The organism is Microbacterium hydrocarbonoxydans (assembly GCF_000956475.1).
GTDB lineage: Bacteria > Actinomycetota > Actinomycetes > Actinomycetales > Microbacteriaceae > Microbacterium > Microbacterium hydrocarbonoxydans_A.
The window spans coordinates 109,686-132,761 of the sequence record NZ_JYJB01000007.1; the positions used below are offsets into that span (position 1 = coordinate 109,686).

The 23,076-nt window shown below is 68.7% G+C and carries 23 protein-coding genes; 13 read left to right on the forward strand and 10 right to left on the reverse strand.

Features of this window, described 5'->3' with window-relative positions; translation table 11 throughout:
- The first annotated feature begins 41 nt into the window (after positions 1-41).
- Genes RS84_RS05430 through RS84_RS05445 form a run of 4 tightly spaced genes read left to right on the forward strand, consistent with a single transcriptional unit; the run spans position 42 to position 4,101 of the window.
- Complete coding sequence (locus RS84_RS05430; RefSeq protein ID WP_052676229.1) at positions 42-1,433, forward strand: hypothetical protein; 1,392 nt, start codon at positions 42-44, stop codon at positions 1,431-1,433.
- Positions 1,434-1,482: 49 nt separating this feature from the next.
- Positions 1,483-2,238 (forward strand): SDR family NAD(P)-dependent oxidoreductase, encoded by a 756-nt coding sequence (locus tag RS84_RS05435; protein ID WP_045256757.1) that lies wholly within the window; start codon positions 1,483-1,485, stop codon positions 2,236-2,238.
- Positions 2,235-3,308, forward strand: a complete 1,074-nt coding sequence (locus RS84_RS05440) for a mandelate racemase/muconate lactonizing enzyme family protein (protein WP_045256758.1) — start codon at positions 2,235-2,237, stop codon at positions 3,306-3,308. The genes RS84_RS05435 and RS84_RS05440 overlap by 4 nt, the downstream gene beginning before the upstream one ends.
- Position 3,309: 1 nt before the next feature.
- Complete coding sequence (locus tag RS84_RS05445) at positions 3,310-4,101, forward strand: SDR family NAD(P)-dependent oxidoreductase (RefSeq protein ID WP_045256759.1); 792 nt, start codon at positions 3,310-3,312, stop codon at positions 4,099-4,101.
- 11 nt (positions 4,102-4,112) lie between these two features.
- Here RS84_RS05445 and RS84_RS05450 read toward each other — a convergent pair whose 3' ends face one another.
- Positions 4,113-4,943 carry a zinc-ribbon domain-containing protein gene (locus RS84_RS05450; protein WP_045256760.1) on the reverse strand — a complete coding sequence of 277 codons (831 nt, stop codon included), beginning with the start codon at positions 4,941-4,943 and terminating at the stop codon, positions 4,113-4,115.
- A 118-nt stretch (positions 4,944-5,061) separates the two neighbouring features.
- Here RS84_RS05450 and dinB point away from each other — a divergent pair, with 118 nt between their 5' ends.
- Positions 5,062-6,258, forward strand: coding sequence for a DNA polymerase IV (dinB, locus tag RS84_RS05455; protein WP_045256761.1), 1,197 nt, complete (start codon positions 5,062-5,064; stop codon positions 6,256-6,258).
- 14 nt (positions 6,259-6,272) lie between these two features.
- Here the strand turns inward: dinB and RS84_RS05460 are convergent, their stop codons facing one another.
- Entirely contained in the window at positions 6,273-6,608 is a 336-nt protein-coding gene (locus RS84_RS05460) for a nuclear transport factor 2 family protein (RefSeq protein WP_045256762.1), read from the reverse strand.
- Positions 6,601-7,350: an SDR family NAD(P)-dependent oxidoreductase gene (locus RS84_RS05465; protein ID WP_045256763.1), complete on the reverse strand. Its 750-nt coding sequence runs from the start codon at positions 7,348-7,350 to the stop codon at positions 6,601-6,603. The genes RS84_RS05460 and RS84_RS05465 overlap by 8 nt, the downstream gene beginning before the upstream one ends.
- A gap of 87 nt (positions 7,351-7,437) precedes the next feature.
- Between RS84_RS05465 and RS84_RS05470 the strand changes: the two genes are divergently transcribed.
- On the forward strand, positions 7,438-8,412 hold the full coding sequence (locus tag RS84_RS05470) for a C-terminal binding protein (protein WP_045256764.1): 975 nt from the start codon (positions 7,438-7,440) through the stop codon (positions 8,410-8,412).
- 12 nt (positions 8,413-8,424) lie between these two features.
- Complete coding sequence (locus RS84_RS05475) at positions 8,425-9,279, forward strand: fumarylacetoacetate hydrolase family protein (protein ID WP_045256765.1); 855 nt, start codon at positions 8,425-8,427, stop codon at positions 9,277-9,279.
- 105 nt (positions 9,280-9,384) lie between these two features.
- Here the strand turns inward: RS84_RS05475 and RS84_RS05480 are convergent, their stop codons facing one another.
- From RS84_RS05480 to manD, 3 genes are all read right to left on the reverse strand, one after another.
- Positions 9,385-10,233, reverse strand: a complete 849-nt coding sequence (locus RS84_RS05480) for an SMP-30/gluconolactonase/LRE family protein (RefSeq protein ID WP_045256766.1) — start codon at positions 10,231-10,233, stop codon at positions 9,385-9,387.
- The gene (locus RS84_RS05485) at positions 10,230-11,030 is read right to left on the reverse strand and encodes a hypothetical protein (RefSeq protein WP_045256767.1); all 801 of its coding nucleotides are present in this window, start codon (positions 11,028-11,030) and stop codon (positions 10,230-10,232) included. Before RS84_RS05485 ends, RS84_RS05480 begins: the two co-directional genes overlap by 4 nt.
- A 242-nt stretch (positions 11,031-11,272) precedes the next feature.
- Positions 11,273-12,511, reverse strand: a complete 1,239-nt coding sequence (gene manD / locus RS84_RS05490; protein ID WP_045256768.1) for a D-mannonate dehydratase ManD — start codon at positions 12,509-12,511, stop codon at positions 11,273-11,275.
- Positions 12,512-12,591: 80 nt separating this feature from the next.
- Here manD and RS84_RS05495 point away from each other — a divergent pair, with 80 nt between their 5' ends.
- From RS84_RS05495 to RS84_RS05520, 6 genes are all read left to right on the forward strand, one after another.
- Positions 12,592-13,290, forward strand: a complete 699-nt coding sequence (locus tag RS84_RS05495; protein ID WP_045256769.1) for a GntR family transcriptional regulator — start codon at positions 12,592-12,594, stop codon at positions 13,288-13,290.
- Positions 13,291-13,428: 138 nt separating this feature from the next.
- Positions 13,429-14,766, forward strand: a complete 1,338-nt coding sequence (locus RS84_RS05500) for an MFS transporter (protein WP_052676231.1) — start codon at positions 13,429-13,431, stop codon at positions 14,764-14,766.
- Between the two features lie 117 nt (positions 14,767-14,883).
- On the forward strand, positions 14,884-15,495 hold the full coding sequence (locus RS84_RS05505; protein ID WP_045256991.1) for a TetR/AcrR family transcriptional regulator: 612 nt from the start codon (positions 14,884-14,886) through the stop codon (positions 15,493-15,495).
- Positions 15,496-15,546: 51 nt separating this feature from the next.
- Complete coding sequence (locus RS84_RS05510) at positions 15,547-15,876, forward strand: hypothetical protein (RefSeq protein ID WP_045256770.1); 330 nt, start codon at positions 15,547-15,549, stop codon at positions 15,874-15,876.
- Positions 15,877-16,112: 236 nt separating this feature from the next.
- Positions 16,113-17,168, forward strand: a complete 1,056-nt coding sequence (gene gnd / locus RS84_RS05515; RefSeq protein ID WP_045256771.1) for a phosphogluconate dehydrogenase (NAD(+)-dependent, decarboxylating) — start codon at positions 16,113-16,115, stop codon at positions 17,166-17,168.
- A gap of 299 nt (positions 17,169-17,467) precedes the next feature.
- On the forward strand, positions 17,468-18,415 hold the full coding sequence (locus tag RS84_RS05520) for a histidine phosphatase family protein (protein WP_045256772.1): 948 nt from the start codon (positions 17,468-17,470) through the stop codon (positions 18,413-18,415).
- A 118-nt stretch (positions 18,416-18,533) separates the two neighbouring features.
- On the opposite strand, the gene RS84_RS05525 is transcribed toward RS84_RS05520, so the two are convergent.
- The 4 genes from RS84_RS05525 to RS84_RS05540 all read right to left on the reverse strand — a co-directional run bounded on the left by RS84_RS05525 (position 18,534) and on the right by RS84_RS05540 (position 23,054).
- Positions 18,534-20,138, reverse strand: a complete 1,605-nt coding sequence (locus tag RS84_RS05525) for an amidohydrolase (RefSeq protein ID WP_052676232.1) — start codon at positions 20,136-20,138, stop codon at positions 18,534-18,536.
- A gap of 2 nt (positions 20,139-20,140) precedes the next feature.
- Positions 20,141-21,514, reverse strand: a complete 1,374-nt coding sequence (locus RS84_RS05530; RefSeq protein WP_045256774.1) for an APC family permease — start codon at positions 21,512-21,514, stop codon at positions 20,141-20,143.
- Positions 21,515-21,651: 137 nt separating this feature from the next.
- Complete coding sequence (locus RS84_RS05535; protein WP_052676233.1) at positions 21,652-22,671, reverse strand: LacI family DNA-binding transcriptional regulator; 1,020 nt, start codon at positions 22,669-22,671, stop codon at positions 21,652-21,654.
- A 32-nt stretch (positions 22,672-22,703) separates the two neighbouring features.
- A complete protein-coding gene (locus RS84_RS05540; protein ID WP_045256775.1) occupies positions 22,704-23,054 on the reverse strand; it encodes a TraR/DksA family transcriptional regulator in 351 nt (116 codons plus the stop codon).
- Positions 23,055-23,076: the final 22 nt, after the last annotated feature.

Sequence of the window (23,076 nt, forward strand, 5' to 3'; positions counted from 1 at the left end):
ATCAGGGAGAAGAACGTCCGGGAGAAGAAGGAGGACCTCGAGTGAATGACACGGCTTCCGGCACGCGCTTCGGCGATCGCATCCGCGTCCCCCGCACGCGGGCGAGAATCGGCGTCGCCCGCCGCGACATCACCCCGCCTCTCGGCATCCGCGCCAAGAACTGGGGGCCGGCCGAGTGGGAACGCTCAGAGGGCGCTCACCGCCCATTCGAGCTGACCGCGCTCGCCGTGATCGGCGATGATGATCGTCCGCGAGTGCTGCTCGCGGTCGACGGCACCTGGTGGCGCCGCGTCGCGGACGAGCGGAGCGTGCGCGGCGCGATCCTGTCCGGCCTCGGCCTCGACGCCGAGCAACTGATGTTGTCGCTCTCGCACACCCACGCCGGCGCCGTGCTCTGCGCCGCCGACGCCCACCTTCCGGGTGGCGAGCTGATTCCCGGGTACCTCGAAGCGCTGGCGGCGGCAGGAGTCGCAGCCGGCCGCGAAGCGCTCGAGGGGGCACGTCCGGGACTCATCGAGTGGACCACGGGGCACTGCGCCCTGGCCGCCGATCGCGAACTCGACGTGGACGGGCGGGCGCTCGTAGGCTGCAACCCCGAGGCCGAGTCCGATGACACCGTGACGATCGGACGGATCAGCGTGGATGGCGTGATGTGCGGCAGCCTCGTGAACTATGCCTGCCACCCGACGACCCTCGCGTGGCAGAACCGTGAGGTCTCACCGGACTACGTGGGAGCGATGCGCGAGGTCGTCGAGAGCGCGACGGGCGCGCTGTGCCTGTTCGTGCAAGGCGCCTCAGGTGAACTGGCGCCGCGCGAGCAGTACACCGGAGATGTCGGTGTCGCCGACCGGCACGGGCGCTCGCTCGGCCACGCGGTGCTCGCCGCCCTCGACGCGCTGCCGGTGCCGGGAGAGGAGCTGACGCTCGACGGAGTCGTGGAGTCGGGCGCTCCGCTTGCGATCTGGGCCGGACACAGCGCTGCGGGCGGCGACGGCGCGGTCGGCTCCGTGACGAGCGTCGAGCTGCCGCTGCGGAAGCTGCCGACGATCGACGACCTCACTGAGGAGTGGAAGGACATCGACCCGCGCTCCCGAGAGGAGCGCCTGAGTCGCGCTCGGAACCTGCGGGAGGGGTACATCGACGGTCCGACCGTCGAGCATCCGGTCTGGGCATGGCGGCTGGGGGATGCCGTGATCGTGGGGCATCCGGGCGAGGCGTACTCGCGGTTGCAGACTGCGCTTCGGAGGCGATTCCCCAAGACCCCGATCGTGGTGATGAACCTCACCAACGGGCCGGGATTCGTGTATCTGCCGACGAGGGACGCCTACGCGCGAGGTGCGTACCAGGCCTGGCAGACGCCCCTCGCTCCCGGCGCGCTCGAACTGCTCGAGGAGCACGCCATCGCCGTCGTCGCCTCTCTGCTCAGCCCATGACGGCACCATGACTACACTTGCTATAGCAAATCTGAGCCAAGGGAGAGCAATGACCGCGCCTGTCGCCATCGTCACCGGAGGGTCCGCCGGCATCGGCTGGGAGATCGGTCGGCGCCTCAGCGTCGACGGATATCTGGTCGTCGCCGCCGACCGGGTGCCGGGGCTCACTGCAGCCGAGAACCCTCACGGCATCCTGTGGCGAGAGCTCGACGTGACCGACCACGACGACGTCGATCGGGTCTTCGGTGAGATCGAGGCGGAGCTCGGGCCCATCGAGGTGCTCGTCAACAACGCCGGCATCCAGCGTCATCGCGGCATCGAAGACCTCAGCTGGAAGGAGTGGTCGGCCGTGGTGGACGTCAACCTGCACGGCGTCTTCTCGGCGTTGCAGGCGGCAGGCAAGCGGATGCTGGAGCGCGGAGGCGGTCGCATCGTGAACATCTCCTCCATCTCCTCGCGCGGTTCCGCGGGCCGCGCCCCCTACGCCACGACCAAGGCCGCGGTGATCGGTCTGACCTCGACTGCAGGTGCCGAATGGGCTGCCCGCGGAGTGCGCGTCAATGCCGTCGCCCCGGGCTACGTCGATACCGGCGTCTTCCGCCAGGGCGTCGAAGCGGGAACGCTCGACCTCGACACGATCCTCTCCCGCATCCCCGCGAAACGTCTGGCCGAGGCGAGCGAGATCGCCGCGGCGGTCAGCTTCCTCGTCTCCGACCAATCGAGGTACATGAACGGCCAGACCCTCTACGTCGACGGCGGCTTCATGGTCGATTACGGTGTGCCTCTCGCGAAGAAGCCCGAATGACCATCGTCCGCGTCGACACTGCGACGACGGCGCTGCCGCTGCCGGAACCCTTGCACCTGGGGGCGATGACGGTGACACACCGTGAGTACAGCGCGGTGCAGGTGACCGCCGACGACGGCACCATCGGCGTCGCCTATTGCCTCTCCCGAGAGGCGCCGATGGCGGAGATCGTCGAGCGTCTCGTCGCCCCGCATGCGATCGGCGCGGATGCTGACGACCCGGCTGCGGCCTGGGAGCGGATGCTGCGGGGCAGCGCGATCGTGGGCCGGGTGGGGCTGGTGCGTCGGGCGATCGGACTGGTCGACATCGCGCTCTGGGACATCGCCGCGCGTCGCGCGGGCGTGCCCCTGTGGACGCTGCTCGGCACGGGCGAAGGTCCGCGCGATGCGATGCTCGTCGCCGCCTACCCATCGCCGAACCGTACGCCGCGCGAGGTGGCTGACGAGGTGCTGGGGCAGGCGGCAGGGTGGTCCCAGGTCAAGATCTCGCGCATTCCCGATCCGGCATACATGCGCGACCTGATCGCGATGCTGAACGCGGAGCTGCCTGCCAAGACGGGGCTGGTCGTCGACGCGGGCTTCGGCTGGAACGACGCGGATGCCGCGCTGGCTGAGATCGCGCAGTGGGGTGACCCGAGGCTTGCCTGGCTGGAGGATCCGCTGCTGCCCGAAGACGCAGAGGGAGTCGCACGCATCCGGCGCGGATGCGGTCTTGCGGTCGCCGTCGGTGACGAGGTGACCGACCCGGCGGTGCTGAAGGCGCTGGTCGACGTGGGCGGGGTCGATGCCCTGCGACTCGATGTCGTCGCGATCGGCGGTGTCACGCCGGCGCGCGAGCTCATCGCGTGGGCGGCTGAGCGCGGCGTACCCCTGTCTGGGCATGTCTATCCTGAGGTCACCGCGCACCTCGGCATCCAGGTCGAGACGTTCGCACGCGGGATCAATCCCTACGATCCTGCACCGTCGTTCATCAAGGGCGGTCCGCGGTTCTCGGGAGGCGTGACCCCCGGCGGGGCACCCGGCCTCGGCTTCGCGCTCGACTCCACGGTCTTCCGATTCGAGAGGAATTGACATGATGAACTCCCCCCGCAGCGTTGTCGTCACCGGCAGTGGCAAGGGAATAGGCCGTGCGATCGCCGAACGCCTCACTGCCGACGGCTGGATCGTGATCGGACTCGAGCGCTCGCCCGGGTCGGGCACGGTTGAGGAGGGTGTCGTCGCGGAGGTCGTTCTCGGCGACGCCGCCGATCGCGTGTCGCACGGCCGGGCGGCCGATGCCGCCACGGCCAGGGCCCCGCTCTCCGGCTGGGTCAACAATGCCGGGATCACCAAGCGCACCCCGCTGCACGACCTCGACGAGGCCGTCGTGCGCGACATCATCGACATCAACGGGTTCGGGTACATCTGGGGTTGCGCGACCGCGGTCTCGGCTTTCGTGGAACAGGGCATCGCCGGTGCGATCGTCAACATCGGCTCGATCCACGGCCGCTCCAGCTTCATCGACCACGCGGCCTACGAGTTCACAAAGGGCGGGATCGACGCGCTCACCCGCAGCGTGGCGGTGTCGTATGGCGGTCTCGGCATACGCGCCAATACGGTCGCGCCCGGAGGCGTTCGCACTCCTCACCTCGAAGCCCAGATCTCGCGCGCGGCTGACCCCGAGGCCGAGGAGCGCGCACTCACGGAGGGGCCGCCGATGCGCCGGATCGCCCGAGCTGAGGAGGTCGCGGCGCTCACGGCGTTCCTGCTCTCAGGAGAGGCCCCCTATATCTCCGGACAGTCGATCGCGGTCGACGGGGCGTGGACGGCATCCTTCGGCGACATCGCGATCGATCCGGCCCTGCGGAAGCGGTTCGACGGCTGAGCCCGAATCCGTCACCGGAGATACGCATCCACGAGCAGCGCTCCGCGGATGACTCGCATCTCCTCGATGACGTGGCCGACGCTCTTCGCGCCCAGCGACGACATCATGAGGTCGTGCGGACCGAGCTGCTCGAGCTTGCCGGTCCGGATGCGGATCACCTCCCACCCCGCCGAGCGGAGCGCGCGATCCTTCCGCAGATCAGCATCCTGCTTCTTCCCGACGTGCTCCAGTCCATGACGGCCGACCGTGTCGTACTCGAGTGCGATCCGAAGTTCCGGGAACAGGATGTCCGGCCAGACCTCGGTGTGGCGGAACAACGGTCGCGACACCTTCACCGCGTTCATGGCGGTGTCGAACTCGATTCGTGCGGCGAGTTCTGCACGCAGCCGGCCCTCCGCCGCGGACGCCGGCCGCGGCGCGCACTCGCTCACGAACGCAGTGCCCGTGGGAACCCCGGGGGTCTTGGTGCAGAGTGCCGGGGCCGGCCGAGGCGGCTTGCGGGCGATCGCGCGGGCTTCACCGAGTACGACCGGCTGAGGGCGGGCCAGGGTCGAGCACTCCGGGCACCACGCGGAGCGGCGTCGCACCCGACCAGGGCGTTCACGCTGCTCGGTCGGGGTGGCGGCGAAACGATGCCCGACCGCGCACTCCCAGCACAGGAGCACATCGGCCGCGAGGGGAATCTGTGACAGGGCGATGCCGTGGTTCAGATCCGGATGGTACTGCCTGATGAGCTCCGGATAGGCCGCCCATCCGGCACGGTAGGTGCCCACGGCATAGGGAACCGCGCGACCGCGGGAGAACTGCCGTCGCGCCCACCACTGCATCACCGGTTCCGGCACGCGCCGAACATAGACCCGGGCACGGACACCGTTCCGCTCCCCGCAGGCCCGCCACCGATGTCCGCCGTCCGTGCGACGATCCGGTCGTCGATGGAAGGACGGAAGGGCGGGAGGGCGGATGCGCGGAGAAGCCACAGTGCTGCACGCCGACCTCGACGCCTTCTACGCCTCGGTCGAGCAGCGCGACGCCCCGGAGCTGCGTGGCCGACCCGTCATCGTCGGCGGCGGGGTCGTGCTGGCCGCGAGCTATGAGGCGAAGGCCCGCGGAGTCCGCACGGCGATGGGCGGTCGGCAGGCGCGCGAGATCTGTCCTGATGCCGTCGTCGTGACGCCCCGCATGGACGCCTACTCCGCGGCGAGCAAAGAGGTGTTCGCGATCTTCCGTGACATCACTCCGCTCGTCGAGGGACTCTCGATCGACGAGGCGTTCCTCGAGGTCGGGGGTCTGCGACGGCTCGCCGGCACTCCCGAGCAGATCGCGGTCCGCCTGCGGGAGCGTGTGCGCGCGGAGGCGGGGCTTGCGATATCGGTCGGTGTCGCACGCACGAAGTTCCTCGCGAAGGTCGCCAGTGCGGTCAGCAAGCCGGACGGGTTGATGATCGTGGAGCCCGAGCGCGAGGAGGAGTTCCTGCTCCCGCTTCCGGTCGAGCGCCTGTGGGGCGTGGGGGCGGTGACGGCAGAGAAGCTGCACCGCTACGGCATCCGCACCGTGGGCGAACTCGCCGAGCTCGAAGCCGCAACCGCCGAGCGGATGCTGGGCAAGGCGACGGGCGCGCACGTGCATGCGCTCGCTCGCCTCCGAGATCCGCGGCCGGTAGACACCACGCGTCGCCGTGGGTCGGTCGGCTCCCAGCGCGCGCTGGGAAAGCATCCTCGTTCAGCCGAGGAGCTCGACCTGATCCTCACGCAGATCGTCGACCGACTTGCTCGGCGTCTTCGCGGCGGCGACCGCGTCTGCCGCACCGTCGTGCTGCGGCTGCGCTTCGGAGACTTCACGAAGGTAACGCGCTCCCATTCGCTTCGGATGCCGACCGACCGCACCGCGGTCGTGCTCACGATGGCTCGCGCCCTCCTGGCTGCAGCGCTGCCCGAGATCGCCGATCGGGGGATCAGCCTGCTCGGCGTCTCACTGTCGCAACTCGACCGCGCCGATCGTGTCCAGCCCGAGCTGCCGATCGACTGGGGCGATGAGGCGCGTCTGGATGGCGTTCTCGACACCCTGAGTGACCGTTACGGTGCGAGCTCCGTGTCGCGGGCGGCGCAGCTGGGGCGCGACCCGGGGTGGTCGTCTCCGATCCTGCCCGAGCATGAGTGATCGCGACTCGTTCCTCAGGCCTTGAGCATCGAGGCTCGTGCGATCAGTCCGCCGACCACGTCGAAGGTCGCGATGGTCTCCGTCGAGACGTCCGCATTGACGACCTTTTCCTGGGCGACGACCCACCGCGTGCCGAACTGCACGCTGGTCTCGATCACGCAGGACAGCTCGGGACTCTGCAGCCGAGGCTCGTAGAACGCGCGGATTGCCGCGGATCCGATCAGCGGTTCGGGCGCCACTCCCGTGATCACCGCCGTCTCGGCGTATGTCGCGACGAATGCGTCGAGGTCGTGCGCATTGAAGGCGTCGAGCTGGGCCCGGACGGTGTCGAGGGCGGTGCGGTCAGTCAATGCGAACTCCTCCGTTGACGTCGTAGGTCGCTCCGGTGATGAAACGGGCGCGTTCCGAGGCGAGCGACGCGATGATCCAGGCGACATCTTCCGGCCGGCCGAATGCGCCGAGAGGGATTCCTGCCTCGAGCCTCGCGCGCCCTGGGCCCTGAAGCTGGTCGGTGATGGCGCTCGCGACCGGTCCGGGAGCCACGGCGTTGACGCGGATGCCCTCGGCGGCCAGATGGCGCGCGAAGCTGCGCGTGATCGCGAGGATGGCTCCCTTGCTGGCGGCGTAGTGGATGCCGGTCTGCAGCGCGCCCACCTGGCCGGCGATCGAGGAGATGTTGATCACTGAGCGGTCGCCGTCGGCGGCGCGGAGCAAGGGGAGAGCCGCGCGGGTGAGGAAGAACGTGCCGCGGGCGTTGGTCTCGAGGACCATGTCCCACTCGGCGAACTCGATGTCGTCGTAGGGCGTGTACGGGCAGACGCCCCCGTTGTTCACGAGTACGTGCAGCGCGCCCCACCCGGCAGTGACATCGTCGATCAGCGCATCGATCGACTCCTGCTCGCGCAGGTCGAGACGTGAGATCCGGACCTCGGGCGACCCCGCACGACGACATTCCTCAGCGATGCGGAGAGCCTCGGCCTCCCGCCCGGCATACGTGATCCACAGAGCGGTGCCCTCGCAGGCGAGTTCGAGTGCGGCAGCGGTCCCGATGCCGGAACTCGCCCCCGTGATCAGTACGCGGCGAACGGTCATGCGTCTGATGCTATAGCAAATCCCGTGAGGATCGAGCGCCGTATCGGGGTCGTGCATCGATCTGCTAGATGCTATAGCATCGCTGACATGACCGCACCGTTCATCCTCGTCAGCGACTGCGACCTGCCGGGAACCGTCATCGAAGACACCCTCCGGCAGGCGGGGCTGCGCGCCGAGCGCGCCGCATCAGGCAGCGCTGAAGACATCGCCGACCTCGGTCGCGAAGCCGAAGGCCTGGTCGTGCAGTGGGCGCAGATCACGGGGGAGGTGATGGACCGGATGCCGAAGCTCCGCATCATCAGCCGAGTGGGCATCGGCTACGACATGGTCGACGTCGCGGCAGCGACCGCCCGTGGCATCGCTGTCGCCAACACCCCGAGCTACTGCATCGAAGAGGTGGCCGCACACACGATCGCGATGATCATGACCCAGGCCCGCGGCATCCCGGCCTATGACCGAGCCGTGCGCGCCGGCACCTGGAAGGCGGTCGAGGCGCACCCGCTGGCCGTGCGTCCGTCAGCCACGACCGTCTCCGTGCTCGGTTTCGGGCGCATCGGCTCGATGGTCGCCCGCGGCTGCCGCGCACTGGGCTTCCGTGTGCTCGTGGCTGATCCGTACGCCGCCGTCGAGTCTGTGCGTGAAGCGGGATGCGAGCCCGTCGGCATCCCCGACGCGGTGGCGCAGGCAGACATCCTCACGCTGCACGTGCCGCTCACCGACGACACCCACCATCTGATCGACGCGGCAGTCCTCGCCACCATGAAGGCGGGGGCGGTGCTCGTCAACACCTGCCGAGGTCCTCTCATCGACGAGGTGGCGCTTGCGACGTCGTTGCGCGCCGGGCAGCTGGGGGCCGCCGCGCTCGACGTGTTCGAAGAAGAGCCGCTCGCCGCCGACTCGCCGCTACGCGACCTCGACCAGGTTCTGCTCACCCCGCACGCTGCGTGGTACTCGCCTCAGGCGCTGGCTGATCTTCCCGTGCACGCCGCCGAGAACATCATCCGGTTCCTGGCAGGCGAGACCGTGCCGATCGTCAACCCCGTCTTCGCGACTGCGCTCTGATCTGAGGACATCATGGAACTCCTGCGACTCGGTCCTGTCGGCCGCGAACGCCCCTACGTCCGAGAATCCGGGATCGTGTACGACCTCGCGCCGCTGACCGACGAGATCGATGGCCCCTTCCTCGCCACGGACGGGATCATTCGCGCTCGCCAGGCCCTCGCGAGCGGCGCGCTCGCCGCGGTCGACGTCGACGGGCTGCGCATCGGCGCTCCGGTCGCTCGCCCCGCCGCCGTCGTCTGCATCGGTCAGAACTACGCGGCTCACGCCGCCGAATCCGGTGCCGAACCGCCCGAGCATCCGGTGGTCTTCTTCAAGCACCCCAACACGGTCGTCGGTCCGGATGACGTCGTGCTGCTGCCGCCCAGCGCCGAGAAGGTCGACTGGGAGGTCGAGCTGGCGATCGTGATCGGAAAGCCGGCTCGCTACCTGTCATCTCCCGACGCGGCCCGCGAGGTCGTTGCGGGATACGCGATCTCGAACGACGTCTCGGAGCGCGCGTACCAGCTCGACGTCTCCGGAGGGCAGTGGTCGAAGGGCAAATGCTCGGAGACCTTCAATCCGCTCGGCCCTGCTCTGGTCCCTGCCGATGAGATCGACGCACAGTCATTACGGCTGCGCTCATTCGTGAACGGCGAGCCGAGACAGGACTCGTCGACGGGGGACATGATCTTCTCCGTGCTGCAGATCGTGCACGAGCTGAGCCAGTACATGGTGCTCGAGCCGGGCGATGTGATCAACACCGGCACGCCGCAGGGTGTCGCGCTCTCCGGGCGATTCCCGTACCTGCAGGACGGCGACGAAATGACCCTCGAGATCGAAGGTCTCGGCCGTCAGCGCCAGCGCGCCGAACGCGTGCGCCTGAGCTGATCGCGGTTCATCCCGCGGCCTGTGTCCGGGGCACGGTTCCTTTCGCTGAGTGCACCGTGCCTCGGGCAGAGGCCGTCGGGGTGCCTGCGGCCCTTCCCGGGCTCCTCAGCCCGCGAAGGGCGTGGCGGGGATGCCGTGCACCCCCGGTCGCACGGCGAAGAGGGAGCCGGCTTGGGTGCCGTGGTGGGCGCCGAGCCCTTGCGCCGAGGTCGTGATGTAGAGCGTTCCCAGGTCATCGCCGCCGAATGTGCACGCGCTGACCTGGGGCACCGGGAGCTCGATCGTCGCGATGTGCAGCCCCGCGGCGTCATACCCGTGAACCGCGCTGCCACCCCAGAGGGCGACCCATACGCTGCCGTCGACTGCGACCGTGAGGCCGTCGGGCGCCCCCTGCGTCTCGGGGATGGAGACGAACGTGCGCCGCCCGCGGAGTTCGCCCTCGGCCACGTCGAACACGTCGATGCGGTGCGTGGCGGTGTCGACATAGTAGGCGCGGCGAGCGTCGGGCGAGAACGCGACGCCGTTCGACATCGTCACTCGCTGCAGCAACGTTGTGACGTGCAGCTCGGCGTCGATCCGCAGTAGGCCCCCGGCGTCGGGTGTGCTGTCGTAGGCCATGGATCCTGCCAGCAGCTGGCCGTGCGGATCTGCGCATCCGTCGTTCATGCGCACGCGGGAATCGTCGCCCAGCGTTGCCACCGCGCGAGTCTGCCCGTCGACGTCATCCGCGAGATAGAGGGTACGGGCGCCGACCGCGACGAGTCCCCCACCGGAACGGGGCCGGGCGAATGCCAGATACTCGTCGTCCACATGTTGCCGGCTCACGCCTTCCAGCCCGAGCGCGAGCAGATCACCGGCTTGTGCATCGACCCAGCGCAGCCCTCCCCAGCCCGGCCACCAGACGGGTGCTTCGGCGTGGTGAGCGACAGGACCTGTGACGTTCTCGGGGGTCATGCTTCTTCTCGCGGTTGAGTCTGCGGCGAGGCGGAGCGTATCGGGTCGGCGGCGCCCTCCGCGGAATCCGGCTGTGCGGAAGCGGAAGGCAGTTCCCGGGCCACCTGCTTCTCGAGCACTTCGACGGCCTCGTCGCTGAGCAGGATCAGACCGTCGAGCTCGTCGCGCACCCGCTTGTAGGCGACGTTGCGCTCGGCCTGTGTCGCCGACTCGTCGACGGCGACCTTGAGGAGCTGCTGCGCGCGGTCGAGGCGCTTGCGCTCCGGTTCGGTGAAGGTCGAGTCTCGCAGGCGCCGGGCGTCCTTCTCGGCGATCTCGAATGCGACCGCGTAGGCGCCGACCGCATCGAGGTACTCCGAGACCTGCTTCTCCGAGACCTTGGCGTCGGCGGATGCCGGGCGCAGAGCATCCGCGGTCTTCTTCGCCCTCAGAAAGGCCGCGACCAGGGGCTGGCGGCCGTCGCTCATGGCGGGGAAGGCGATGAGCTTAGCGACGTCGAGCTCGTAGTCGAGCCAGCGCGCGGTGATCTGGTCGTGCTCGGCGAAGAGGCGGGTGAGCAGTTCGCTCGGAGCGACGGATGCCGTGGTGTCGATGACCGCGGGAGCCTGGCGCGTCGGCAGCCCGCGTGCCTCGAGCTCGGCCTTCTTGATCTCCGCCTTCATGCGCAGCGTCTCGAGGCGGCGTTCATGGCGTCGCCTGGCCGCCCACTCCCAGCGCTTGGCTACACCGCCCGCCACGCCCATCACGGGAAAGACGATCCACCAGTAGTGGCCGAGCCAGTTCAGGAGCGGTTCCATGATGTGCTCAGCCTACTTCGCGAGGCCGTTCCGCCAAGGGGCAGAGGAGCCTCTATCGCATGCGCGCCCGGGCTGGCAAGCCCCGGGCTCATTCTCCGAAGGGTCGATAGATTCATCCTGCGTGGCTCGTACGCCCCTGCTTCGAGGGGCCAGGGTCGTATTTCGGGCGAGGCACGCGCGCCGGTGGTCGACTGCGTCACGTCGTTGTGCAGTCGTCCATCGGTTCCACGCGGGTCCCGGCCCTACCAGTCGTGGACCGTCCCGTCGGCGAGGCGGTTGTACGGCAGATAGGCCTGCTCGTACGGGTACCTGCCGGCCGCGTCGACGTCCAGTTCCACACCCAGCCCCGGCTTGTCGCCGGGATGCAGCAGGCCGCCCTGCCACGTGAAGCTCTGCTGGAAGACCTCGTTCGTGCGGGCGCCGTGCTGCATGTACTCCTGGATGCCGAAGTTGTGGATGCTGAGCCCCAGGTGCATGGCCGCCGCCATGCCCACGGGCGAGATGTCGGTCGGCCCATGCATGCCCGACTTGATCTGGTACATCGCGGCGTAGTCGAGCGTCTTCTTCAGTGCGCTGATGCCGCCCATGTGCGTGACCGCTCCGCGGACGTAGTCGATGAGCTGGTCGCGGATGATGTCCTTGAAATCCCAGACCGTGTTGAAGATCTCGCCGATCGCGAGCGGTGTCGTCGTGTGCTGGCGGACGAGCCGCAGCGCCTCCTGGTTCTCGGCGGGTGTGCAGTCCTCGAGCCAGAACAGGTCGTAGGGTTCGAGGTCCTTGCCCAGGCGCGCGGCCTGGATGGGCGTCATCCGGTGGTGACCGTCGTGCAGCAGCGGGATGTCGGGGCCGAACTCGTTGCGCACTGCCTCGAACACGCCGGGCAGGTGGGTGAGGTAGGCGCGGGTGTCCCAGTCCTCTTCGACCGGCCTCGCACCGCGGCGGGCCGGCTCGTGGTCGTAGCGCGCCTCGCCTCCGCCCGTGAATGCCGACTGCGAGGCGATGCCGTAGATCGCCTTCAGCCCGGGCACCCCGGTCTGGATCCGGATGGCGCGGTACCCCTGCTCGAGGTGCGACCGCACCGAGTCGAACAGCTGGGGGAGGTCGACGCCGGATGCGTGGCCGTACGCGAGCAGGCCGCTGCGGGATGCGCCGCCGAGCAGCTGGTAGACCGGCATCCCCGCCTTCTTGCCCTTGATGTCCCACAGCGCCATGTCGACGGCGGCGATCGCCGCCATCGTCACCGGGCCCCGGCGCCAGTAGGCGCTGCGGTAGAGGAACTGCCACGTGTCTTCGATGCGATCCTCGTCCGCGCCGATCAGGAGCGGCACGACGTGCTCGGCGAGGTAGGCGACGACCGAGAGCTCGCGTCCGTTCAGCGTCGCATCTCCGAGCCCCGTGATGCCGTCGGCCGTCGTCAGCTTCAATGTCACGAAGTTGCGGTCGGGGCTGGTGACGATGACTTCGGCCTTGTCGATGGACATCGGAACTCCTCGTTGAGAACTGGTATGGCACTCAGATCCAATCACTGCCATACCAGTCGCGTCAAGCTATCGTGACGGGTATGTCCGAGACATCGCCCCGACCGTCCGCCCGTGCGGTCGCGTACGGTCGCATCCGCGATGACATCATCGGCGGACGCTTCGCCCCCGGCGCACTGCTCTCCGAGAACGAACTCGCGGCCGCGCTCGGCATCAGCCGCCAACCCGTGCGAGAGGCGCTGCTGCTGATCGCGCAGGAAGGCTTGGTCGAGGTGCGGCCGCAGAGCGGCACCTACGTCACGCACATCGATCCCGATCGGGTCCGCGAGGCGCAGTTCATCCGCGAGGCCATCGAACTGGCATCGCTCGCGGCCTGCGCGGCTCCGGCGGAGGAGGACGAGCGGATGCTGCGCGATGTCATCGCGCGCCAGCGCACGGCATCCGACCGTGACGCCTTCTACCCGCTCGACGAGGAGTTCCACCGTGCCCTGCTGGGTCTTGCGGGGCACGCGAACGCCTGGGCCGCGGTGAGTGCGGCGAAGGGGCATCTCGACCGGGCTCGCTACGTCGGCATGAGTGCGACGCGCGGCGTGCAGGACTACGTCGACGACCATGAACGCGTCGTCGATGCGCTCGCCGCAGGCGACATGGATGCCGCGGCGGACGCTCTGCGCGAGCACCTGCGGTTCGTGTTCGCCGATCTCGAGGCCGTGCGGGAGGGGCATCCGGAGCTGTTCGAGGGTGCTCCCGCACCGCGCACCGGGCGGCCCTCGCGGCGATGACGCCCGCCGCCGTGAAACATCTGAAGGCGGCTCTTGTGCATGAAACCTTAGCCGTCTAGGTTTTCAGCGACAAGGGTGTCGCCGGATGTGCGCTCGACGGTGAGCGCCGTGACACCTGCCAGGCCGAAGGAGGCAGGCATGAGTTCAGTCAGCGGCGCAGCCGCCGGGAATCCATCGAACATGACGGTGGCCACGTCTGTGGCATCGCACGAGCATCACTGGCTGAAAGAGCCGACGGAACCGGCGAAGAAGGGCTACGTCACGTGGCTGATCATCGCCCAGTTCGTCTTCTTCGTCGCACTCCTCGGGCCGGCGATCGTTGGTATCGGCATCAAGATCACCTCCCTGGTGGAAGCGGGGGCGATACCCGAGAACGGCGCGACCGGCGCTGGTGCCGTGCTCGGCGGCGTCGGAGCGCTGTTCGCGACGATCGGCAACGTCGTCTTCGGCCGGCTCTCGGACCGGACCGCCTCGAAATGGGGTCGCCGCCGCATCTGGGTCGTGCTCGGCACCGTGATCATGACCGTGGCCTTCGCGATCATGGCGCTCGCCCCCAACCTCTTCGTGGCGACCGTGGGTTGGGCGCTGGCGCAGCTCGGCGCCAACATGACGCTCGCTCCGTTCATCGCGACGATCGCCGACCAGGTGCCCAAGTTCCAGCGGGGCAAGGTCACCGCCGCCGTCGGCATCGCGCAGAACGTCGGCATCCTGGGCGGCACCTACGTCGCCGAGTGGTTCCGCGCCGACCTCGTGATCATGTTCGTCGGGCCGTCGATTCTCGCGATCGCGGCGATGGTGATCTTCGCCGTCGTGCTTCCCGATCGCACTCTCCCGGCGAAGCCTCCGCGTGCGACCTTCCGTGAATGGTGGGAGACCTTCTGGGTCAGCCCTCGGCAGTATCCCGACTACGGGCTCGCCTGGTGGTCGCGATTCATGATCATGTTCGCGAGCTTCGGATTCACGACGTTCCGCTACTTCTACCTCATGAATCACGTCGGAGTGAGCGCCGACGACGTCGTGCCCATCATCTCGCTCAGCGTGCTGATCTACACGCTCGTGCTCGTGCCGACGAGCATCCTCGCCGGATGGTGGTCCGATCGGATCGGGAAGCGCAAGGTCTTCGTCTGGAGCTCGACCGCCCTGTTCGCACTGGGGACGGTCGCGCTGATCTTCGTGCAGGACGTGCCGACGTTCTTCATCCTGGAGGCGCTCATGGGAATCGCCTACGGCATCTACGTCGGCGTCGACCTCGCGCTCGTGGTCGACGTGCTTCCGAACCCCGACGACTCGGGCAAGGATCTCGGCGTGTTCAACATGGCCAACGCCCTTCCGCAGACCTTCGCTCCCGCGATCGGCGGGATCATCGTCTACATCGGCAGCGCGAACGGCAGCAATTACGCGCTCTGGTTCTCGATCTGCGGGGTCTTGGCGCTGATCGGCGCGCTGGTCATCTTCCCGATCAAGAAGGTGAAGTGAGCGCCTGACACAGACCGGGCGGCCGGATCCTCGGGGGACTCCGGCCGCCCCACCGCCGGCATCCGTCTCGAGGGAGCGTTCTCACCACGAATTGGTATATCTCCTAGACTTATGCCGATGACTCGTCGGGGGCAGTACGCGAAGGGCGCCGCGAAGCGGGAGGAGATCCTCTCGGTGGCGCTCGACGTCGTGGCCGAATTCGGATGCCGCAGCGCATCGAACCGCGAGATCGCTCGCCGCGTCGGGCTCACCCAGCCCGGGCTCATGCATTACTTCGGTTCGCGCGAAGAGCTCTACATGGCCGTGCTCAAGGCCCGAGACGCCCGCGACGTCGCAGAGCACTGGGTCGGCAAGCCGAACTTCGAGGGATTCCTCGACGTGATCGAGCACAACACGCGCGTGCCCGGTCTCGTGCAGCTGTACGTCGAGTTCTCGGCGGAGGCGAGCATCGGCAAGCATCCGGCCCACGAGTACTTCGTCGAACGCTACGCCTGGGCGCGTGACCTCTCGGTGCAGTCCATCAGGACCGCGCAGGAGAGCGGCGAATTCGGCCCGAACATCGACGCCGAGGTGATCGCCGACATCATCGTGGCCACCGCCGACGGTCTGCAGCAGCAGTGGCTGCTCGACCGCTCGATCGACATGGTCGCACGCCTGCGCGCCGTGTGGAACGGCGTCGCCGCGCTCTCGCATCTCGGCCCGACCGCTGGCGGCCCCTCCGACGGCTGACCTGCCGTCGGGCCCCGCCCGAGACTGTCACCAGCAATAGAGGGAGCCCTGATGGAGGATCGGCGCAGCGAGCGAACACTGCCTGGCGACTACCTCGTGGGAATTCACCTTCTCATCTCGGTTGCTTCCGCGATCGTCATCTGGGCGAGGATCCTCGAGATCGCCGGATGCGCAGAAAACGAGTGCGACTATCCACTGGTCGGATCATCGACCCGGACATTCTGGTGGATGGACTTCCTTGTCTTCATCGTCGCCTTCGGGTTGTACATGTTCCTCAGAACTCGAATTCGACGGTCCTGGATCATCCCGGCCAGTGGCGGTGCCCTCGCCCTGATCGGATTCCTCATCGCCAACAGCGTGCTGAGTGGTGCACTGAGTTGACCTTCACCACGTCCGTCTCGATCGGCGTGGCCCGCTGACCCTCGGCAAGGCGTGCAGATGCACCTGTCATCAGGGCGTCGAACCGCGACCCGGTTCGGGACGTCGGCAAGGCGGCGGGATGTCGGCGTCGTGGTGGCGGGCCGAGGCACGGGAACCGCGTTGAGGGATTCAGCCTCGCGTGTCAGGATGAGCGCATCCGGCTTCAGAGAAGCCGTCCGTGGTGTGAGGGAGCGAACATGCAGCTGGCGATGGTGGGACTCGGACGGATGGGCGCGAACATCGTGCGGCGCCTCATGCGGGACGGGCATGAATGCGTGGTCTACGACGTGAATCCGGACGCCGTCGCGACGCTCGTCGCCGAGGGTGCGTCCGGTGCCGACAGCTACGCCGATCTCGCGGCCAAGCTGCAGACGCCGCGCGTCGTGTGGCTCATGGTGCCGGCATCCATCACCGGTCAGGTCGCCGACGAGGTCGCTGCCGTGCTCGACCGCGGCGACATCATCATCGACGGCGGCAACTCGAACTACCGCGACGACGTGCGCCGCGCCGCGGCGCTGCGCGAGCGCGGCATCGAGTTCGTCGACGTCGGCACCAGCGGTGGGGTGTTCGGTCTCGACCGCGGCTACTGCCTGATGGTCGGCGGATCGGATGCCGCGGTGCAGCACCTCGAGCCGATCCTGCGCACGATCGCCCCCGGGGTGGGTGAGATCGAGCGCACTCCCGGCCGTGACGGCGAGCTCGCCCCCGAAGAGCAGGGTTACCTGCACTGCGGGCCGTCGGGAGCCGGGCACTTCGTGAAGATGGTGCACAACGGCATCGAGTACGGCATCATGGCCGCGATCGCCGAGGGGCTGAACCTGCTCGAGAACGCCGACGCCGGGGTGCGCGAAGCCGAGCACTCGGCCGAGATCGCCCCGCTCGAGGAGCCGGAGTTCTACCAGTTCCCGATCGACACCGCGAAGGTCGCCGAGCTGTGGCGCCGCGGATCGGTCGTGTCGTCCTGGCTGCTCGACCTCACGGCGGCCGCGCTGCACTCCAACCCGCGTCTCGACGGGCTGGCCGGCCGCGTCTCGGACTCGGGGGAGGGTCGCTGGACGGTCAAGGCGGCGGTCGATGTCGGGGTGCCCGTGCCGGTGCTGGCGGCCTCGCTCTTCGAGCGCTTCGCCTCGCGCGACGAGGACCGCTTCGCCAACCAGGTGCTCTCGGCGATGCGTCTGCAGTTCGGCGGGCACCAGGAGCGCCCGGCCGGCGATGTCCTCGAGGCGGGCGGTCGAAAGGTCGACGAAGGCTGAGTCGCCGGCGCGCGTCGTGCAGGCTCCCGCGGGGCCCGTCTGCACTGGACGTCGGCCCAGAATACGGATGTCGGTCGAGAATGCCCTTCTCGGCCGACATTCGTATTCCGAGCCGACATCCGTCATCGAGCGACCGCTCAAAAACTTGACGCGTTAAGGTTTTCGCGGAAGACTCGGAGCCGCGCCGTCCCCATGAGGCTGTGGGGGCGGCGTCGGCTCCGAGCGCAGGTACCCGCCTGCTTCGGGGTCGCACCTCGTCACACAGCCGTGGCGAGCCGTCCGCTGAAGGAGTCATCACCATGCACCGCAGAACAGTCCGCATCGTCGTCGTCGCCGCAGCCCTCGTCGCCGCGACGACGCTCACGGGGCTCTCGGCATCCGCCGCCCCGGCCGTCGACGTCCACGCCGGCAAGGACAGATCCGACAAGAACGCCCTGGTCATCTACCTGACCCGGCACGGCCGCACGATCCTCAACACGACCGATACGGTGCAGGGCTGGGCGGACTCGCCCCTCCTCGTCGGCACGCAGGAAGCCGCGACCGCACCCGTCGCGAAGGTCGATGAGGGGCGCCCGCTCGCCTTTGCGGTCGGCGCGAACCTCGAGTCGGCCGTCGGCTCGTTCGACGCCGTGTACTCCGCCGACGGGAAGCGCCACTTCGAGACCGCGACCTACATGCTCGCGGGTGCGGAGGAGGCCAAGCTCGCCGTCGCCCAGGATTGGCGTCTGCGCGAGATCAACTTCGGTCAGTACGAGGGCAAGGAGAACAAGGAGCTGTGGTCGGCCGCGGTCGAGCACCTCGGCTACACGATCGACCACGCCGCCGCTCCGACGGCCCCCGCCGACGCCAGTGGCCAGAACGGCGGCTGGCAGACCATGCAGGGAATCGCCATCACGCAGCACGGTCTCTACGACATGATGGCGGCCGTGAAGGCTGTCGCCGACGCACCGCAGCTGGGCCTTCCCGCCGAGGACTGCGCCGACGTGAACGCCCGCATGACCGAGGCGCTCACCGAGATCGCTCAGAAGGCGAAGAAGAAGCACGACGACACCGTGCTCGTCGTATCGAGCGGACTGTCGATCAGCTGCTTCGCGGGCGCTCCCGACATGCGCACCGTCGACGGCGGCATCCCCGCCATGCCTCCGACCGGTGTCCCGAACCTCGGCGTGACCAAGCTCGTCTACAAGGACGGCGTGTTCACGGTCGACGGCGCCGTGGGCTCGAAGGCGTACTACCCGCAGGGCTGAGCCTGCGCCTCCTCCCGAACGTTCGACGCGTGTTCGGGAGGACTTCGCACGTTCGGGAGGGGCTTCGGATGCTGAGGCTCCTCCCGAGCGCGGGTTCTCCTCCCGAGCGCGGTCGCGGTCAGACCGCCGTGTGCGTCGCCACCCCGTTCACGAGCGTGAGCAGCACGCGTGTGCGCAGCAGCTCCTCCGGCGAGCACGTGAGCGGGTCACGATCGACCAGAGCGAGGTCCGCCGCCCCGCCGACGACCAGCGCGCCGCCCTCGGATCCGATCGAGCGGTGCGCGTGCGTCGTGTATCCCTCGAGTGCCTCGGTCGCCGTGAGGCCCTGAGCGGCGCCTACCGGGGCTGATCCCGGCACTGCCACGGAACGGCGCTGCTGAGCATCCGCCATGATCTCCCACGGGTCGAATGCGGCCACCGGCCAGTCCGAGCCGAGCGCCAGGACGGCCCCGCTCCGCCGTACGTCGGCCGTGCGCCATGCGCGCGCAGCGCGCTGCGGACCCAGGCGGCGCGACCAGTCGTCGCTGCCGTCTGCGCGCACGTGATGGGTGCAGTGCGTGGGCTGCATGCTCGCCATGATTCCACTGCGCCCGATCACGGCGATCACATCGTCCTCGGCCGATTCGATGTGCTCGATTCGGTGCGGCACGCCGCCGGAGGGCAGGGCGGCGAGGGTCTCGGCGGCGAAGCGGATGCCGCGGTCGCCGATCGCATGCGTCGCTGTCGGCACGCCCTCGTGGTCGAACTGGCGGATGCGCTCGGCGTAGGCCTCTGCCGGCACCCAAGCTGACGAGGTGCCCTCGCCTTCGGAGTCGGGGCGCGAGAGCCAGGCGGTGCCGCCCTCGACGGTGCCGTCGATGAAGAACTTCACTCCTTCGACGCGGTATCGGCGGCCGCCGTGACCCTGCAGGGCGATCAGTTCGGCGATCTCGGCATCCGTCGTCTGCGGGGTGACCCAGGGCGAGATCCGCAGCCGCACCGGCAGTTCGCCCTCGCCCTCGATCGCGGCGAGCAGATCGAGCGCATCGTCGTCCTGCAGGTCCATGACGTGCGCCGCGGTGATGCCGACCGCGGCCATGTCCTGCAGCAGCCCGCGCAGCTGCGCCACGCGATCGGCGAAGCCGTGCGCGGGAAGCTCCTTCTCGACGATCTCCATGGTGGGGAACTCGATCAGGTGGCCGGTGAGATTGCCGTCGGCGTCACCGGCGGCGCCGGATCCGTCTGCGTGCGTGATCGGGGCGTCGATGCCGGCTCGGGCGAGAGCGGATGCCGAGGCGATGCCGGAGTGGGCGTCGAACATCTTGATGTACGCGGGGCGGTCGGCACCGAGCACCTCGTGCAGGGCCGCGTTGTCGATCGGCCGGCCCTCGAACGCGGTGGGGTCGAGGCCCCACGCGAGGAACCATTCCTCTTCCTCCTGCTCCGCGCGCCCGCGCTCGAGCGCAGCGAGCAGCTCGGCGTAGGTGTGCACGTTCGTGAGCGAGAGTCCGCGGACGATGCCGAGGCTGTAGATCGGGTGGCTGTGCGCGTCGACCAGCCCCGGGATGATCGTCGCGTCCGGACGCGTGATGAGTTCGGTTGCGGGGCCCGCGAGCGGCAGAACCTGAGCGCGGGTGCCGATCGCCGTGATCCGGCCGGCGGTGATGGCCACGGCATCCGCTCCGTCCGGGGCCTGGGGAGAGAGCGTCCGCACCTGAGCCCCGACGACGATCGTGTCGACCACGCTCACTCCTTCAGGTCGAGGGTCGGCGTCGGACGACGGAAGAACCGTGTGACGATGAGCAGCAGCACGAAGCCCACCGCGAGCCACGAGAGGCCAACGACGAACGTCATGCCGGAAAGGTTCGTCCACAGCCAGATTGTGAGCGCGAAGCCGATGCCGGGGAGCACGAGGTTGTTCACGGCATCCCAGCCGCTGCGCTCGCCGCGGTCGACGAAGTAGTGCTTGATGGTCGACAGGTTCACGCACGAGAAGGCGATCAGGGCGCCGAAGCTGATCATGTTCGACATGGTCAGCAGGTCGGCGAAGAGGGCGTAGAGCGATACGGCAGAGACGATGAGGATCGGCACAACGGGCGTGCCGAAGCGCTTGCTCAGCCGCCCGAAGACCGCCCGAGGCAGCACGCCGTCGCGACCCATCGCGAACAGGATGCGGGCCACGGAGGCCTGCGAGGTGAGCGCGGAGCCGATGCTGCCCGCGATGAACCCGGCGATGAACAGCGTCGACACCCATGGCAGCCCGAACGAGGCGACGACCTCGATGCTCGCGGTGTCGGCCGACTCGAAGGCGTTCGACGGGTACGCGATCTGTGCGAGGTAGGTGAGCAGGATGAACAGCAGACCGGCGCCGATCGTGACGATCATGATCGCGCGCGGCACTGTGCGGCGGGAGTCCTTCGCTTCTTCAGCGAGCGTCGATACCGAGTCGAAGCCCAGGAACGACAGGCACAGGATCGCGGCGCCCTGGAACAGCGGCAGGATGCTGCCGACCGTGCCGTCGCCGGTGAACGGCACGAGCGGGTCGACGCCCTGGCCGCTTGCCGCGCCGATCGACAGCGCCACGAAGGCGATGACGAACACGGCCTGCACCGCGATCACGACGAAGTTCGCTCGTGCGACCGAGACGATGCCGACCACGTTCAGTACCGTGACGACGGCGATAGCCGCGACGATCCAGATCCAGGTGGGCACCCCGGGGAAGGACGCACCCATGTAGAGCCCGATGATGAGGTAGTTGATCATCGGCAGGAACAGGTAGTCGAGCAGCAGCGCCCAGCCGGCGAGGAAGCCGAGCGCTCCGCCGAAGGACTGCTGCGTGTAGACGTACGCGGATCCGGAGTACGGGTAGGCGACCGACATGCGCGCGTAGGAGCGGGCCGTGAACACCATCGCGACGAGAGTGATGATGTAGGTCGCGGCGACGCGACCGCCCGTGAGCTGCGTGACGATGCCGTACGTCGTGAAGGCCGTGAGCGGCACCATGTAGACCAGGCCGAACAGCACGAGCGAGGGGACGCCGAGCACGCGCTTGAAGCGGCCCTCGGTGACTTGGGCCGTGAGCTCGGTCGGGGCGACCAGGGATTCGTCGGGCTGAGACATGTGCGCTCCTGAGTTGAGGGGTGACGTCGTCGTCACGGGTGCGCCGGATTCGGGTTCGGCGTGCTGACAGAGTAGCAATATCGATAAAGCAAGCACAAGAGGTTTCTCGGTTGCCGGGGCGAGCCCTGGGCGGCGACTCAGTCGGCGCCGAGCGTGGAGGCTCGGAACTGCACGGTGATCGGCACGACCTCGATGATCGGGGCCGCGGCGTCTCCGGCATCCGCCTCGATCACCGCGAGGGCCGCGCGCACGCAGCGACGTCCGAACTCGCGCGCGTGCAGGTCGATCGCGGTGATCGACGGCTGCGCGAGCGACAGCACCTCGGAGTCGACGAGCGCTGCGACGAGCAGGTCATCGCCGACACGGCGACCGAGCTGCTGCGCGCTCGTGACCACGCTGAGCACCGTGCCGTCGGACACGGCGACGATCGCATCGACGGGCTGGTCGCCGTCGCCGGCCACGAGCTCGGCGACCGCGGCATGGATGATCTCGGGCGGGGCAGGGTGCGCGACCTCGGATATGCGCGGTCGGATGCCGTGCTCGGCGCACCACGATTCGAACGCCGCCCGGACCGTGAGCGCCCAATGGCCGCGGAGTTCGGGGAACAGCATCGCCGGATGACGGATGCCGCGCTCGAGCAGGTGGTCCATGAGCTCGCGCACCGCTGGGTCGTGCGCGCTGGTGACGGAGGCGCGCGGCTCGGGGAGTCCGCTCGGAACCGGTTCGCCCGTGATGACGGGAAGGCGCCCAGCGAGGAGGGTGTGCACCTCGGGGTCGTTGAGATCCGGATCGAGCAGGATGATCGCGTCAGCCGGAAGCTGGTCCGCGCGGTCGCCGCTCTGCTCGGTCGGCAGCAGGATGACCGTCATCCCGGCCTCGTTCGCCTCCTCGACGATGCCGAAAGTCGCCTCCATGTAGTACGACATCGCCGTGCTGTCGGGAGGCAGACGGAGTGCGAGCATGCCCGTGCGGGAGCCCTTCAAGTGGCGCGCGACGGTGTTCGGTCGATAGCCGAGTTCATCGGCCACCTCGCGCACGCGACGGCGCATCTCGTCGGAGACCCGGCCGCGTCCGGTGATCGCGAACGATGCCGTCGAGCGGGACACGCCGAGCCTGTCGGCGATGTCCTGCAGGGTCACCGCCCGGTCGCGTCGCATGTCTCGAATGTACCGCGCGCGGAGGAGGGCGGTCAGCGGCCGAGCTTCTCCGCGCAGGCCACGCAGTGGGTCGCGAAGGGACGCACCTCGAGCCGCGCGATCGGGATCGGCCGGCCGCAAACCGCGCAGACGCCGTAGGTTCCCGCGTCCAGGCGGGCGAGAGCGTCTTCGACCTGGCGGAGTTCGGATGCCGCGGCATCCGCGAGCGCCGACAGACGCGACCATTCCGACGACAGCGTGACGCCCTCCGGGTCGTGCTCGTCGTCGTCGTTCGAGCCCTCCCGATCGTGCACGAGTTCGTCGAGCACGACCGCGGACGAGGCGACTCGGGCCGCCGCCTGCACCCGCAGGCGCTCGAGGAGTGCGCGCACGTCGTCGGTCATGGCGACACACTACGCGCGGCAT